Source organism: uncultured Thiodictyon sp., assembly GCF_903828115.1.
Classification (GTDB): domain Bacteria; phylum Pseudomonadota; class Gammaproteobacteria; order Chromatiales; family Chromatiaceae; genus Thiodictyon.
The window spans coordinates 1-15,356 of sequence record NZ_CAIKKU010000369.1 but is presented as its reverse complement, the minus strand read 5'-3'; the positions used below and the strand labels follow the sequence as shown (position 1 = coordinate 15,356).

At 64.6% G+C, this 15,356-nt stretch carries 14 protein-coding genes; 8 read left to right on the top strand and 6 right to left on the bottom strand.

Features of this window, described 5'->3' with window-relative positions; genetic code table 11:
• Positions 1–191 precede the first annotated feature (191 nt).
• The gene (locus QZY48_RS13510) at positions 192–917 is read left to right on the top strand and encodes an ABC transporter ATP-binding protein (RefSeq protein ID WP_295431433.1); all 726 of its coding nucleotides are present in this window, start codon (positions 192–194) and stop codon (positions 915–917) included.
• Complete coding sequence (locus QZY48_RS13505) at positions 914–2,158, top strand: ABC transporter permease (protein WP_295431431.1); 1,245 nt, start codon at positions 914–916, stop codon at positions 2,156–2,158. The genes QZY48_RS13510 and QZY48_RS13505 overlap by 4 nt, the downstream gene beginning before the upstream one ends.
• On the opposite strand, the gene QZY48_RS13500 is transcribed toward QZY48_RS13505, so the two are convergent.
• From QZY48_RS13500 to QZY48_RS13475, 6 genes are all read right to left on the bottom strand, one after another.
• Positions 2,126–3,133, bottom strand: coding sequence for a BtrH N-terminal domain-containing protein (locus QZY48_RS13500; RefSeq protein ID WP_295431428.1), 1,008 nt, complete (start codon positions 3,131–3,133; stop codon positions 2,126–2,128). The two genes, QZY48_RS13505 and QZY48_RS13500, sit on opposite strands and share 33 nt — an antisense overlap.
• Positions 3,126–3,521, bottom strand: coding sequence for a hypothetical protein (locus QZY48_RS13495; RefSeq protein WP_295431426.1), 396 nt, complete (start codon positions 3,519–3,521; stop codon positions 3,126–3,128). Before QZY48_RS13495 ends, QZY48_RS13500 begins: the two co-directional genes overlap by 8 nt.
• 235 nt (positions 3,522–3,756) lie before the next feature.
• The gene (locus tag QZY48_RS13490) at positions 3,757–4,902 is read right to left on the bottom strand and encodes a beta-ketoacyl-ACP synthase III (RefSeq protein WP_295431424.1); all 1,146 of its coding nucleotides are present in this window, start codon (positions 4,900–4,902) and stop codon (positions 3,757–3,759) included.
• On the bottom strand, positions 4,899–5,657 hold the full coding sequence (locus QZY48_RS13485) for a dialkylrecorsinol condensing enzyme (protein ID WP_295431421.1): 759 nt from the start codon (positions 5,655–5,657) through the stop codon (positions 4,899–4,901). Before QZY48_RS13485 ends, QZY48_RS13490 begins: the two co-directional genes overlap by 4 nt.
• Positions 5,658–5,745: 88 nt before the next feature.
• A complete protein-coding gene (locus QZY48_RS13480; protein ID WP_295431419.1) occupies positions 5,746–5,961 on the bottom strand; it encodes a hypothetical protein in 216 nt (71 codons plus the stop codon).
• Positions 5,962–6,008: 47 nt separating this feature from the next.
• On the bottom strand, positions 6,009–7,631 hold the full coding sequence (locus QZY48_RS13475) for a radical SAM protein (RefSeq protein WP_295431417.1): 1,623 nt from the start codon (positions 7,629–7,631) through the stop codon (positions 6,009–6,011).
• Positions 7,632–8,099: 468 nt separating this feature from the next.
• Between QZY48_RS13475 and QZY48_RS13470 the strand changes: the two genes are divergently transcribed.
• The 6 genes from QZY48_RS13470 to QZY48_RS13445 are packed head-to-tail and all read left to right on the top strand — an operon-like array spanning position 8,100 to position 15,274.
• Positions 8,100–8,582 (top strand): hypothetical protein, encoded by a 483-nt coding sequence (locus tag QZY48_RS13470; RefSeq protein WP_295431414.1) that lies wholly within the window; start codon positions 8,100–8,102, stop codon positions 8,580–8,582.
• Between the two features lie 41 nt (positions 8,583–8,623).
• Positions 8,624–9,976, top strand: coding sequence for a LolA-related protein (locus QZY48_RS13465; RefSeq protein ID WP_295431412.1), 1,353 nt, complete (start codon positions 8,624–8,626; stop codon positions 9,974–9,976).
• Positions 9,973–12,309 carry an MMPL family transporter gene (locus QZY48_RS13460; protein ID WP_295431408.1) on the top strand — a complete coding sequence of 779 codons (2,337 nt, stop codon included), beginning with the start codon at positions 9,973–9,975 and terminating at the stop codon, positions 12,307–12,309. The genes QZY48_RS13465 and QZY48_RS13460 overlap by 4 nt, the downstream gene beginning before the upstream one ends.
• Positions 12,306–13,133 (top strand): polysaccharide deacetylase family protein, encoded by an 828-nt coding sequence (locus QZY48_RS13455; protein WP_295431404.1) that lies wholly within the window; start codon positions 12,306–12,308, stop codon positions 13,131–13,133. Before QZY48_RS13460 ends, QZY48_RS13455 begins: the two co-directional genes overlap by 4 nt.
• Entirely contained in the window at positions 13,130–13,930 is an 801-nt protein-coding gene (locus QZY48_RS13450) for a trans-aconitate 2-methyltransferase (RefSeq protein WP_295431401.1), read from the top strand. Before QZY48_RS13455 ends, QZY48_RS13450 begins: the two co-directional genes overlap by 4 nt.
• A 12-nt stretch (positions 13,931–13,942) precedes the next feature.
• Positions 13,943–15,274: a cation:proton antiporter gene (locus tag QZY48_RS13445; RefSeq protein ID WP_295431399.1), complete on the top strand. Its 1,332-nt coding sequence runs from the start codon at positions 13,943–13,945 to the stop codon at positions 15,272–15,274.
• The last annotated feature ends 82 nt before the right edge of the window (positions 15,275–15,356 follow it).

Genomic DNA, 15,356 nt, shown 5'->3' with positions numbered 1-15,356 from the left:
TTATCTGTTCAGTAGAACATCTTAAGTTCATCATTTCTGATGCATGGAGCGAGGAAAGCAAAGCCATGAGCTATGCCAAAAGCTGGATTGATGAATTTACACCGTGGATCGAATATAGGGATTTATGCGTTTAACTATAACTTGTTCTTGACTCGTTACTTATCCCTTCTTACCGCCGATCTCGAAATGCCATGTTGACCTTTGAGCGTGTCAGTTACCGGTACCCAAAGGCGCCCGGTTGCGCCTTGGATGCGGTCAGCTTCACCATTCCCAAGGGTGCGGTGCAGGGTTTGCTGGGGCCCAACGGGGCGGGGAAATCAACCGTGATGGGTCTGATCTGTGGGCAATTGCGGCCCACCCGCGGGCGCTTGATCCGGCCCCGCTCCACGCGCGTGAGTCTGGTCCCGCAAGAGTATGCCTTCTACCCGAGCCTGACGTGCGCGGAGAACCTGAGTTGCTTTGCGGGGATATTGGACCTGCCCCGGCACGAGTGCCGGGCGCGGATCGCGCAGGCGGCGGCCTTTTGTCAGCTCGACGCCACGCACTTGCGGCGCCGAGTCCAGGCGTGTTCCGGCGGGGTGCGCCGACGCTTGAACCTGGCGATCGGCCTCTTGAACCAGCCTGAATTGGTGCTGCTCGATGAGCCCACGGTCGGCATCGACCCGGTGTCGCGCCAGGCGATTTTGCAACAAATCGGCGCGCTCGCGGCCCAGGGGGTAACAGTGGTCTTCGCCTCACACCAATTGGAAGAGGTCTCGCAACTCTGTACCCAGGTGGTGCTATTGCAAAATGGACTGGTGCTCGCGGACCTGGCGATGCACACCCTGTTGCATGACTACACGAGCCTGGAAGACTTTTATATCCGTCACACCAAACGGTACCTGGACTCGGTCCCGGCCGCTGAGGTCGCCGCATGAATGAGTCGGCCGCTATCGACCGGTCGCCATCGCTCCGGGGCCGCATCGTCAAGCCGCGGGTAGTTTGGTCATTGCTGATCAAAGACTGGCGCTGCCTGCGGCACGACCGACATGGCCTTGCGGCCCTCTTCATCATGCCTGCCCTCTTTATCCTGATCATGAGCCTGGTCATGCAAGAGGCCATGTCCTACGACCATCAGCCGCAACTGCCCGCCATCGGAATCATCAACCAGGCACCCGCCGCCCTTGGTCACCGCCAGTTGGCCAAACGCCTGCAGGCCGAGTTGAGCGGGCGTGTCTTCACCGATCAGGCCGCGTTGCTGACCGCGCTGCAAACCAAGGATATCAGTATCGGGATTATCCTGAGCAGCCCCGCGACGACGGACGCGCAAGACATCGCGCCGTTGCGCGTCGACCTTCTGGTTGACGACATGACGCCGGTGCCGGTGGTGAACGCCCTGCGCAGCCGGATTGAACAGAGTTGGGGACGGCAGTTGCCCGGCCTGTTGCTCGCCGATGCCGATCCGCTGGCGCGCGCCCTGATGCCGTCGAGCATGCTCGATCCGACGCTGATAAGACCCCAGATCGAGATCAAGAGCCTCTACGAGGTCAAGGGTCACACGCGCTTTGGTTCCGTGCAGCGGGTGCTGCCGGCGTGGCTCGCCTTTGGCATTTTTTTCATCGTGCTGCCGCTCTCGGCGGTCTTCGTCCAGGAACGCCGACTCGGCACCTTGAGCCGCTTGCAGACCATGGGGGTTGGCAACGGCTCGGTGATCTTGGCCAAGGCGCTGTGTTTTGGCGGTGTGAATGCCGTGCAGGTGCTGGTCATGCTGCTGGTCGGGGTGTTCCTGATCCCGCAATTGGGCCTGCAGGCCCTGTCCCTGCACTTTGACTGGCTCGCCCTGGGGCTGATGACGGCTGCCACCAGCCTGGCGGCCTTGGGCTTGGCGTTGGCCCTGTCGGCCTGGGCCCACAGTGTCGAGCAGGCCAATTTAGTCGGCGGCGCGCTGAATGTGATGCTGGCGGCCATCGGCGGCATCATGGTGCCCAAGGCGGTCATGCCGTTATCCCTGCAAACCATGACTGCACTGTCACCGCTGGGCTGGGCCAATGACGGGCTGGCCCGCATCTTCCTGGGCGAACAACAGTGGTCGCAGTGGCTCGGTGACGCCGCCCGGCTGTCCGCCTTTGGCATCGTCCTGTTGTGTCTAGCCGCCTGGCAACTGCGTGCGCAGCGCTGACAGCGACCTGAAGAACTCCGTCTCCCGGGCCGCCAGCCCATCGGCCGCGGCTTGCAGGAGCCGCGGCGACAAGGGCGCGCGACCCTTGGCCATCCGCGCCAACTCCACGGCAAATTGGCGCCAGGCATCACCAATTGCCGTCAACTCGATGGCCTTATGTGCCAGCGGCTCACTCTGCAGGAACTGCGCCGATTCCTGCAAGAACGCCGCGTACAAGAAGCGAAACCCCGCACCGCCCGTGCCGATCACCTCTTGCATGCGCACAATGTGCAGCAGCAAGCGGGTCGTCTCCCGGGTCGGGATGCCCGCGTCGAGTTGCCCCAGTTGCTTCCCTAAGAAGCGAATGCCTTTGACCCCGATCCACGGCAGAGCCGGCTGCAGCATTTCCCTGGCCACTTGTCTTATCGCGGGGCCGATCTGGCCGCGTATATCCTGGGCGGCCACGTCTTCTGAGAAATAAAACAAGCGCCCTTTCGGCGCCAGCTTGCCGCGCACAAAGCGCGCGCGCTGCAGATCATCGCGCGCGATACGGTGAGTTCCTTCCAGCACCGAATCACTCACTGCGTAACTGTCGCCCTGCTGCCCATAAATGATCAGGTTATGGGCATTGAAGTGAAAGCGCAGATTCTCCGGAATGTAGGGCAGCCAATAGATACAGGCCTGCAAACCGACGGGCTGACCCTGGGCCAGCAGCGCATCGAGCCTGACCTGCCCGGCCGCACTGTCGGTGAATTGCTGCATTCGCAACGGCAGTTTCAGGCGCCGCCGCAGGCGCGCGATGATGCGCCCGGGCAGCGCCCGGTAGGCCACCAAGGGCATGCCGTAGATCTTCACAAACGGCAGGTAGGAAAAGCTCAAGCCCGAGGCCAAGCCGAAGCACATGGCCTCGGACAAGGGCCAGCCATGATGCGCCAACAGACTGGCGGCGGCCGTGCTTTCGCAGTGGGAGCCCTGGCGGTGCTGAAAGTCAATCACAGCGATCCAGGTCCTGCGCCGACATGCCCAGTACCCGTGCATAGCGCTCACGCAAGGCCGGGCTCAAGGCGGCAAAACCCTTGGGTCCGAGATGCCGCTTGACCCGCCAAGACCACAGGCCGACCGCCTCGGCCAACAAGGACTCATCCAGCCGCAACCGGTACATATGGTAGCGCAAGGGGGAGTCCAGGCCTTGCGCGATGCGCGCCCGGCACTCGGTGCGCAGGTGATCGAACCAGTCCACCTCGTCCAGGCCGGCTTGCTCTTCGGGTTCCCACCCGGCCGAATGCACCCCCTGGTATTGCCCGGCGTCGTCGAGCGCATATACCACTCGCCGTTGCCCGGAGAGGAGCGTACTGTCGTGGGTTTCCAAATCGGTCGTGCGCATGACGGTAGCCAATTACATTTACATTAGGGATTGCCGATAGCGGCATTTTCGTTGTCGTTGTCGTTGTCGTAATCGATGTTATCGTAACGCCCCGGATTTTCTCGCATCCCAAAGGGCATCGCTTCTCCGAGTACGATTACGACAACGACAACGACAACGACAACGACTATGGTCAGCCTGATCTTGACTCGTCACCGAAAAAATGACTTCAAGATTTGTATCTCATTCGCCGGGCCTAACCTTGGCAAACCGTCAAATGCATGAAGCCGCTGCTGAAACGCCCACTCTCCGGCACCATGCACAGGATGGTTTGCCCCGCTCTCAGGCGCCCGCTGTGCAGCAACTCGTCGAGCATAATGTAGATCGACGCCGCACCGGTGTTGCCGCAACGGCACAGATTGGTGAACCAGGCCGTGTCGGCAATCGGCAGTGCCAAGGTCTTGACCACGGCCGCCAAGGCCGGGGCAAAGTACATGGACGACATGTGCGGCAGAAACCAATCGATCGGACCCTGGATCAGGTTACGCCGTGCCATCAGGTCGCGCAACGGGTTCTCGAAACAGGCGCGCACCACATTGTCATTGAGCAGACGCACATCTTGCTTGATCGCCATCACCGGGGCGGCCGTCCGCGCTTCGGCGTCCAGTTGCATCCAGCCCACGATCTGCCCCTGGCATTCCTGCGCGCCCGCATACATGCAGGTCGGCAGCACATCGGCGGCAGAGAACAAATCGATCCAATCGATCCGCAGCGCCAGGGACGGCGGCCGCGCCCGCGGCTCCAATAGCAAGGCACCGGCGCCGTCGGAGAGCATCCAGCGCAGGAAATCCTTCTCGAAGGCAAGTTCCCGGTGCTCCTGCAATTGGCGCACCTGGGCTGCGCATTCGGACGTAAAGCACTCCGCACGCAATAGCGCCGACGGCAGGTCCGAGCCGGTGGCGACGGCGCTGGCGTAGTCCCCTGCCGTCACGCCCAAATAGGCGAATTTCAGGGCGCTAAATCCCGACAGGCAAATGCCGCTGGTGGCCACCACTTCGCGGATCGGGACGCCGAGTTCACCATGCACCATCACCGCGTGATTGGGCATGGTTTGGTCGGGGGTCGAGGTGCCGCAGACCAGGGCGGTCGTTTGCACCGCGCCCGGGGCAAACAGGGCCCGGACGGCTTCGGCGGTCATCTCGGCATTGCTGTGGGTGGCGACTCTGGACGTGACATCCAGCGCATAGTGGCGCAGCCTGATGCCGTTGCTCTTGAGCACGATACGCTTGGCGCGCGAGGGCCGCGGCCCCACTTGCCCCAATACCGATTCGATTTGGGTATTGTCGACCGGCGCATTGGGTAAGAACGCGGCGCTGGCCGTGATGTAGACCGCCCGGCTCATGGGGCAAACTCGGGCATACGCTCCGAACCATTGCCTGAGGGCAACTCCAGGGCCGCCTGCCTGGCCCGGGCACGGGCGGGACTCACGGCAAAGACCAATTTTCGCAGCGCTAGGGTGATGGGCACCAGGGTGCAGATCAGGATGATCAGGATACACAGATAGACCAGTACCCCCAAGCGTCTTGCCGAACTGCCTTGAGGCCCGATCCTGCGCAGCAGCAATGACCAGAGGTAAAAACTCCGAAAGCCGATTCTCTCGCTCCACGCCAGGGCCGGATCGACATGGCACGCCTCCAAACCGCGCAGCAAGGCCGTGCCGCGCTGCTCGTGATCGGCGGCCAGGGCCGGCACCAAGGCCAAACCGAAGCGTCGGCATTGCGCGATCTGCGCCGCGGCCAGGCCCGCGTCGGGCAAGCCCAACGGCTGCTGCTGCCGCTTGCCCGACAGCACCCAGCGCAGCGTGGTGATAAAGGTCGCCAGTGGGGGCGCGGGGTCCACCAACGCGATATGGTCCAGCAAGTGCGCCCCCAGGCCGCTGAGTTTTCGGGCGACTGACTGTTGCGCCATCACCCACATATTGCGTGCAGTGACCACCGTGATGACCGGCTTGCCGATAAGTAAGGCGTGCGCCTCGGGGCTGTTCAAGAAGCTCGCAATCGGCAGGGCCGGGGCCAGGTACCATACGGGATAGGCCAAAATCACCAAGGCATGGTCGGCGGCGCCGGGCAATTCGATTGGATCGAGGATCGGCCCCACACCCTGAACAGCTTCCGGAAAGATCTCCAGAAACCGTAAAAAGGGCCAGGGGAAAGGATAGGCTTGGCGGGGCGCGAGGTCAATACAGTCAACCAGGATTCCAGCCTGTCGCAGCGGCGCAATGATGCGCTCGGAGACGGCGCGCGTTTGACCTGTTTGCGAATAGCGAAGGAGTAAGACGCGTTTTTGAACCATGCCCATTTCCGAATAACGATAGTTGTCGCTTTATAGTTTCGTTGTCGTTGTCGTTGTCGAAATCGACGTTATCGTCGCGCCCGGAATGTCCTCGGACTCCAAAGTGCATCGCTTCTCCGATTACGATTACGACAACGACAACGACAACGAATGTGTTCAGCTTGTTACTGACTCGTTACTTACCGTCCCCATGGTGGCCGCTGCATCGGGCTTCACCCGGCGTGATACCCTGCTCGGCGCTAGCGCGGCGATCCCATCCACCGCGAGCTCGGGACTCAGGTTGGGCGTCAGCCCGCGCGGCTGACGCGGATGGGGTGCAAAGCCCTGCCCACTCCGCTCCAGGTCGGCCTGACTGCTGCTGAAATAGCGTGCCGCCTGAACTGTCTTAGGCAGATTCTTCAGCACATGCCACAGGCTCCAGCGATGTTGCCATAGGCGTCGCGCGAAGCGTCGGCGGTAGCCTTGGCTGTCGTAGAAACGACGGACCTGCGTGTTATACAGGGCGTCCATCTCCGCCCGCGACGTGAAGCCCTTCGGCAGGTAGACGAAGTTGAGACAGTTCATCAGCCGCCAGTCCTCGTTGAACTCGCCCGACTCGCCGGTGACACACTCGTCCCAGATCGGCGCGCCGTACATGGGACTGAACTTGCTCATATTCATTTCGTCGAGCTCGAGCGAGTGTATGAAATCGCTGGTGGCGGCGATCGTTTCCGGGGTCTCGCCGGGCAGACCGAAGATGAAGAGCCCCTTCGCTCGCAGCCCGGCGGCATGAATCTGCTCGACCGTCTTACGAACGTCGTCCAAGCTGACGCCGGCCTTGTGCCGCTGCATCATGCCGGGATCGGCCGACTCGATACCCATGGACACCATCAGCCCGCCGGCGCGCTTGAGCAGGCGCAACAGTTCGTCGGAGGTGTGGCCGGTGCGCACGGCACAGTTGAAATCCATGTGCAGCGGGTGCGCGATCAGCCTTTCGCACAACTGCGTGACGCGCTGCCGCTGAGCGGTGAAAAGATCATCGTAGAAATTGATGTGGCGGACGCCGAAACGGTCGCGCAGGTACTTCATGTGCTCATAGACGTAAGCGGCGGAGTTCGTCTTGTACAGGCGCTCGAACACCGTGCGGTCACAGAACGAGCAGGTGTAAGGGCAGCCGCGAGACGTGACCATGGTCGCGCCATAGCGCTTGACATAGGAAAACAGCGGCAGGTGGTAGCCGCGGGGGAAGCCGGCGAGCTTTTCGTAGGCGGGGAAAGGCAGGTCGTCGAGGTCGAGGATGCGTTGGCGGCGTGGGTTGGAAACGATGTCCTCGCCCCGGCGCCAGCAGAGATTGGCGATTTCCCGGGGGTCCCGGTTCTCGGCCAGGTCGAGCATCGTACCCTCGCCTTCGCCGAGGCACAGGTAGTCGATTTCCGGGAAGTGTCGCAGCAGCGCCGAACCAATCGCGGAAACGTGCACATTGCCGAATACGATCCGGACCGCAGGCCGACTCGCCTTGATCTGCGCCGCGATCTCGACGGCATCCATAAAGCCGGAGGTCGTGACCGAAAAGCCCACCAGGTCCGGATTCGTCGCCAATACCACCGCGGCCGTGGCGGCGAGCGACGCGGGCGCGCCGGGGCCGAGACAATCGTGTACAGCGCACGGATGCCCATGCTGCTCCAGCCACGCCGCCAATTGCAGGATGCCCAGCGGCGCCATGCGATTGGCCAGCAGCGAAAAGTCCGGCTGCCCGGGGACGAAATTGAATCCGGCCGGGTGAACGAGCGTGATTCTCATGTCAGCACCAGAGGGAAAGTGGCCTGCCGCGAATGCTGCCGCAGTCCGTCGTCGTCTTGCGTGGGCAGGCACCCCGCCGGGCGCGGGCCATGCGGCGATGATAGCGGCACGCCGCATTCAACGCTGCCTGCCGCCCTGCGGTTCCCTAGCCTCAGGAGCGAACGCAACGCTCGTCACGGGGCTGTGGCTACGCCAAGTCAAACACTTTAACAGGCGGGCGGCAAAATGAAAACCGTCGTGGCGCGCTTGGACCATGGCTGCTGTCGTAGGACCGGGCGGGCCGCAACTCCAGTGGCGAGTTGCGCGAACATTGATTACACGCCGCACGGGGCGCCCGGGACGGCGCCGGGCGCGCTCGCGGGAGTTTAGGCCGCGGAAATTATCGAGTACACTACAAATGGCAGTCTTGGTACGGAACGCCCGGCCCCGCGCGCGCCGGGTCTCAGCCAGTCATCAATCGAGGAAAAAGTGTCAAATAAAATCAACCTCTTCGCCGTCTCGTCCGCGGTACTCCTCGCCGTTGCCCTAGCCGGGTGCGCATCTAATTCCGCCAGACAGGACGCTGCAACACCGGCGGCGGGAACCACCAGCAGCGGCCAGGTGGTCGATTCCAGCAAGGTCGAGGCCGGGACCGGGCGGGCGGTCAAGGGTATCGGTGACTGGGAGGGCGAGATCTCGGGCATCCCGGCGGCGAACAGCAAGTTCACCAAGCTGCAGATCGGCATGCCGATGAAGCAGGTGACCGACCTGATCGGACAGCCGACGGATCAGGGGGCCTACATCACGGGTAAGGCGTTCATCCCCTTCTATTTCGGCGGCGACAAGCATCGCTATGAATTGGTCTACAAGGGCCAGGGACGACTGATCTTCGCCGGCGGGTCTATCGGTGATTTCTCCGCCGGGCATTTGATCTGGATCATCCACAATGCGAATGAACCGGGCTACCGCTAATCCGCGGCAGCGCGCGGGCTGACGCTGTTGGCCCGGACCCAATGAGCCTTACCCCGGTCGGTGTGGTACGCCGCAGCGCCATCGCCGCCGGGGTGATTGCTTATCCGGTACTGGCGCATTACAGCACGGCGACGTCGACCGCCAACAGCTTCCCGGCCTTAGGTCTGACCGTCTCGCTGGCACCGGTGCTGGCCATCGCCGCGTGGCTGGCGTGGCGGTCGCCCCGCCCGTTCGCCATGCTGGTGCTGTGCGCCGCGGCCGGGTGCCTGCTGTGGCTTTACCGGGATACGCTGGAGCGGCATTTCGGCTGGGTCTATTTCATCCAGCACGCCGGCATCTATGTCCTGCTCGGCGCTGCGTTTGGCCTCACCCTGAGGCGTGGGCGGGCGCCCCTGTGCACCCGTTTTGCGCAAGCGGTGCGCGGCAGTCTGAGTCCGGAGGTGGCCCGCTACACGCGCCGGGTCACGCTGGCTTGGACGCTGTTGTTTCTGGGCATCAGCCTGATCTCCACGCTGCTGTTTCTATTTAGCAGCATCGCTGTCTGGTCGGTCTTCGCCAATTTTCTCTCACTGCCCCTGATCGCACTTATGTTCATCGTAGAGCATCTGGTACGGCGGCGGTGCCTGCCCGATCTGGAGCAACACGGCATCATGGACAGCATCCTCGCCTTCCGCAACACCCCCAAGGTCGGTCCCGACGCGTCCGTTCATTCCCCAGATCGCGCGCGCCGGGCCGAATGGATGCAATGGCCGGAACGCGGCAACGTGGCCGTGGCGCGCGTCATGACTTGGCCCTCGCCGCGCCTGGGGCGCCACCGCGTACGCGGCTTGTTGTGCGGCATCAGTCTCTTGTTGCTCGGGTTCAATCCAGCAGCGCGGGCCGCCCAATTCACGGTCGGCGAACTCATGGCCGCATTGGCTGACACCACGCATGGAACGGCCTCCTTCACCGAGCACAAGTACATCTCCATACTGGACCTGCCGGTGGAGTCGTCCGGCGAACTGCTGTTCGTCCCCCCGGCCCGCCTGGAGAAACGCACGCTCACACCCAGGGTCGAAACTATGGTGCTGGACGGCGATACCCTGACCATCGAGCGACGGGCCCAGAGAACCGTGTTTCAACTCAAGGATTACCCCGAGGTGGCAGGCATGATTCTGGGCATTCGCGCCACGCTGGCCGGCGACCGCAAGGAACTGGAGCGGGTCTATCAGCTCGACCTTGAAGGCAGCCGTGAGCGCTGGACGCTGGTGCTGACACCGCTGGATGGCCGCATGACGCGCGTGGTCGCCCGCATCCGCATGGAAGGGACGCGGGAGGAGGTACGCACGGTCGAGATTCAACTGACGGACGGCGATCGTTCGGTAATGAGCATCCGTAAGAAGGTTTCGCCATGAGTCGACGCGGCGGCGTCGTGATCGGCCTCTGGCTGGTCGTGCTGCTGGCGTGTCTCTGGGTGGTGCTGCGCACTCACTTCACGGCCGACCTGTCCGCCTTTTTGCCGCGCACCCCCACCCTGGAACAGCAACTCCTCATCGACCAGATTCGCTCCGGCATCGCCTCGCGCCTGATCCTGATCGGCATCAAGGGCGGCGACCAGGCCGCGCGCGCGCGCGTTTCACGCGAACTGGCCGCACGCCTGCGCACCGATGCGCAGTTTCTGCACATTGCCAACGGCGAGCCCCTGGGCCTTGAGCGGGACGCCCAGGTCCTGCTGGAGAACCGCTATCTGTTGAGCCCGGCAATGGATGCCGATCGGTTCACCGTGGCGGGCCTGCGCCAAGGCATCGCGGAGAACATCGAGTCGCTGGCCGCGGCGGACGGGCTTTTCAGTAAGGCCTTGCTGCCGCGCGACCCCACCGGAGAATTCACCCGGTTGCTGGACGCCATGGGCAGCGGCCAGCGGCCGCAAACACTCGCTGGCGCCTGGTCGTCCCGCGACGGCCGGCGCGCCCTGCTCCTGGCCCGCACCCGTGCCGACGGGGCGGACACGGATGGACAGTTCAAGGCCGTCACGGCCATCCGGGCCGCCTTTGCGGCGGTGTCCGAGCCGGGGATGACGGCGGCGCTGACCGGTCCCGGCCCCTTCTCCGTGACGGCTCGCACCACCATCAGACGCGACGTCTTAACCCTCTCCGGGCTCGGCAGTCTGATCATCATCGGGCTGCTGCTCCTGGTCTACCGGTCGCCGGTGGCATTGCTGTTGGGCTTGTTACCGGTGCTGTCAGGCGCGCTGGCCGCCGTCGCGGTGGTCAGCCTCGGGTTCGGCATGGTGCATGGCCTCACGCTCGGCTTCGGCACTGCCCTCATCGGCGAGGCGGTGGACTACTCCACCTACCTCCTCATTCAATCCGAACGCACGCACGGCACTATCAGGAACACCCAGAGCGACTGGAATGCGGCCTTCTGGCCGACCATTCGGATCGGCGTGTTGACCTCCATCATCGGCTTTGCCTCGCTGCTCTTTTCCAGCTTCCCCGGTCTCTCCCAACTGGGCCTGTTTGCGATCACCGGCCTCGCCACCGCCGCCCTGGTGACCCGTTTCGTCCTGCCGAGCCTCCTGCCGCGCGGCCTGCGCGTGCGCGATGTCAGCGCCTCCGGCCGTCGGCTGCAGGTCTGGGTTGCGTGGGCCGGCCGCTTACGGGGACCCGTCCTGGTCCTCTTCGCGGCCGCCTGCCTCGTGCTGCTGGTGAGGCATCAGGACCTGTGGAACCGGGAACTGGCCGCCCTGAACCCGGTGTCCGGCGCCGACCAGGCACTCGACGTCGCCATGCGCACCGACCTGGGCGCCCCCGACGTGCGCTATCTGGTGGTCGTGACCGCGGCCGAGCGCGAGGCGGCGCTCGCCACCAGTGAGGCAGTGGCGAGCGTACTGCACCGGCTGCAAGCCGCGGGCCTGATCGCGGGCTTCGAGAGCCCCGCCGCCTATCTGCCCAGTCAGGCGGTCCAACGTCGGCGCCAGGCCAGCCTGCCGCCCGACGCCGAACTGCGCCAACGCTTCAGCGCGGCCATTGCCGAACTGCCGCTGCGGCCGGAGCGCTTTGAGCCGTTCTTCGCGGACGTGGCGAAGGCCCGCGGCCAGGCGAGCGTGCGCCCGGAAGACCTCCAGGGAACCTCCCTGGCCGAGGGGGTGGATGCGCTGCTGATGCAGTCGGAGGGGCGCTGGAGCGCCTTGCTGCCGCTGCGCGTGGCGGCCGGGCAGCGCCTGGACGCGCGGGACTTGCACCAGGCCCTGGCGCAGCCCGGACTGGAAGGGGTCTATTTCATTGATCTGAAAGGTGCGGGTGACGACCTCTACGAGGGCTATTTGCGCGAGGCCATCGTGCTGTCGCTGGCGGGTCTGGCCGCGATCTTCGGCCTGCTGTTGGTTGCCACCCGCTCGTCGGCTCGCGTGTTGCGCATCGCCGCCCCGCTGGTCGCCGCCGTGGCCGTGACCATCGCCGGGCTGGTCCTGGCCGGTCAGCAACTCACCATCCTGCACCTGGTGGGCATGCTGCTGGTAGTGGCCGTCGGCTCCAACTACGCCCTGTTCTTCGACCAGGGGGCGGTCGCGGGGGGCATGGCGCCGCGGGTCCTGGCCTCACTCGTACTCGCGGTCGGCACCACCGTGGCCGGTTTCGGCATTTTGGCCTTCTCCAGCGTGCCGGTGCTCAACGCGGTCGGCTGCACCGTCGGGCCGGGCGCGGTGCTGGCCCTGGTCTTTTCCGCCATCCTGACGCGACGCGCATGAGGGTCCCTCCGCCGGCCCACGCGCGCCGCCAATGGCGCCCCACGCCGCTCTTGCAGGCGAGCTTGGCGTTGCACCTCGGGGCCTTGGGGTCGCTTGCGATCCAGCCGGGCTGGTGGCCCTGGGGTCTGGGTGCGGTGGCCGCCAACCACCTGGTTCTGACCGCGGTCGGCCTCTGGCCGCGCAGTCGTGGTCTCGGCCCCAACTGGGTGCGACTGCCGACGGCGGCGGGGCAGATCGCGATTACCATTGATGACGGCCCCGACCCGGAGGTGACACCGGCGGTGCTCGACCTGCTCGACCAATTCAACGCCCGCGCCAGCTTTTTTTGCATCGGCGCCAAGGCCGCGCGCTATCCCGAACTGTGCCGGGAAATCGTGCGGCGGGGTCATGCCGTGGAAAACCACGGCCAGCATCACTATCGTCACTTCGCCCTCCTCGGGCCGCGCCGTATGGCCCGCGAAGTCGCGGCTGGTCAGGACAGCCTGGCCGCCGTAACCGGCCAGCGGCCATCTTTCTTTCGGCCCACGGCCGGCCTGCGCAGCCCCTTTCTGGAACCCATCCTGGCCCGCCACGGCCTCTATCTGGCCAGTTGGACCCGTCGCGGCTATGACACCCGCAGCCGGGACAGTGACGACGTGGTTCGTCGCTTGACCAGTGGTCTGGCCGCCGGCGACATCCTGCTGCTGCACGACGGCAACGCGGCCCGCACCGCGGGGGGCGCGCCGGTGATCCTGGTTGCGCTGCCCCGTGTTCTGGAACTGGCGGCCGCCGCCGGCCTCACCACCATTACCCTGCATTCGGCCCTGGAGCGGCCCCCGCTATGATCGTCAGCCCCGCGGCCCTGCGCAAACGCCTCATCGACCAGGCCAGCGAACCTTACCGGGCAGCAGGCAGGTTTGCCTACCATTTCGCCCGCGGCAAGCTCGGTCGCGACCCGGTGTTCGTTGGTATGCTGGAACGCGGGATCTTCCCGGACGCGGCCCGCATCCTCGACTTGGGTTGTGGTCAGGGCCTGCTGGCGGCCTGGCTGCTGGCCGCCCGGCAACTCTATGATGCCGGCGATTGGTCGGCGCAGTGGCCGGCCCCCCCGCGGGTCGCCGATCTGCGCGGCATCGATCTCCTGACGATCGATGTGCAGCGCGCGCGACGGGCCTGCGGCGGGTGGGCGCGCTTTGAAGCGGGTGACATGCGGCAGATGGATCTTGGCCAGGCGGATGTCGTGGTCATCATGGACGCTGCGCATTACGTCGATGGGCCGTCGCAGGACGAACTTCTGCGCCGGGTGCGGGCCGCCCTGCCGCCCAATGGCCTCTTCCTGACGCGCGTGGGAGACGCCGGCGGCGGTCTGCGGTTCCAGTTGAGCAACTGGATCGATCGCGCGGTCGCCCTGTTCCACGGCCTGGGCTGGCGGCGTTTGTATCCCCGCCGCCTGCCGGATTGGATCCAGGCGCTGGAGGCCCTGGGCTTTCGGGTCGAGACCGTCCCCATGAACGGTCTGCTGCCGTTCGCCAACGTCATGCTCATCGCCCGCTTGGGCGAAGGCGCCGGGGTCGGGAACCAGGTCAGTGCAATCGCAGACGGCCACCGGCCCGCTCACGACGCCGGTGCGCCTTTCCCATAACGGAGGCATGATATGACGGCGTCCGCGGCGGCCGTGACCGTCCATCAGACTGAGACCCTGCTGTTCTTCACCCTGCTGCAATTGACGGTGATTATTCTGGCCGCCCGCCTGGGGGGAGGGGTAGCGCAGCGCCTCGGGCAGTCACCCGCGGTGGGGGAGATCATCGTCGGCATCCTGCTCGGGCCGTCCCTGTTCGGCGCGCTGGCGCCCGCCCTCTTCGCCTATGTCTTTCGCTCGGCCCCGCCCGCGCCGATGCAAATGTTGTCGCAGATCGGCCTGATCCTGCTGATGTTTCAGATTGGCCTGGAGTTCGATTTCGCGCACCTGCTGGACCGCCAGCACCGCCGCGCCGTCACCTATGTTGCCGCCGCCGGGATGGCAGCGCCATTTGCCCTGGGCTTCGGCTTCGGTTACGCCACGGCGCCCATGCTGTCACCCGGTGTCGACCCCGTCGCCTCGGCGCTCTTCATTGCCACCGCCTTCTCCATCACGGCGCTGCCCATCCTCGGGCGCATGATGATCGAGTTCAAGATCACCCATCAGCCCATCGGCGTCATCGCCATCAGCGCCGCCGCGATCAACGACGTGGTCGGCTGGCTGCTGCTCGCCCTGGTCACCGCGCTCTCGCTGGCCCAGTTCAACGCGCTTGACTTCGGCCTCAAGGTAGCGCTGGTCGCGGGATATTTCTTGACCTGGTGGTTCGGCGTGCGCCCCCTGATGAAGCGTCTCATCCGCATCAGCCAGGCCGGACCGGCGCCGACGGGCGAGAAGGCCGGGCGCGGCAAGCTCACCCACAATCTTCTCGGTATCCTGCTGGCCGGCATCTTCATCTCCGCCATCACCACCTATCAGATCGGCATCTTCGCCATCTTCGGCGGTTTCATGATGGGGGTGATACTCTATGACGAGCATGAGCTGATCGCGGCCTGGAAGGAACGCATCGGCCACTTCGTCATGGTCTTCTTTCTGCCCATCTTCTTCACCTACACCGGTCTGCGTACCAATATCGGGAGCCTTAATTCCACTGCCGCTTGGGGTTGGTGTCTGTTGCTGATCGCCCTGGCGACCCTTGGCAAGTTCGGCGGCAGCTATCTCGCGGCGCGCTGGGCCGGGCTCTCGCACCAGGAGGGCAAGGTGCTCGGCATCATGATGAACACCCGCGCCCTGATGGAACTCATCGTGATCAACGTCGGCTATGACTTGGGCGTCATTTCCCAGCAGGTCTTCACCATGCTGGTCCTGATGGCCATCTTCAGTACCGTCATCACCACGCCGGGCCTGCGCCGCTGGCTGCCGGGCTTGGGGATCGGAATTTATGCTGCCCACCCCCGTCACGGAGGTTAAACATCTAATACGATCGTTGTCGTTGTCGTTGTCGTTGTCGTTGTCGTTGTCGTTGTCGTTGCCGAGGTTATCGTAGCGCCCC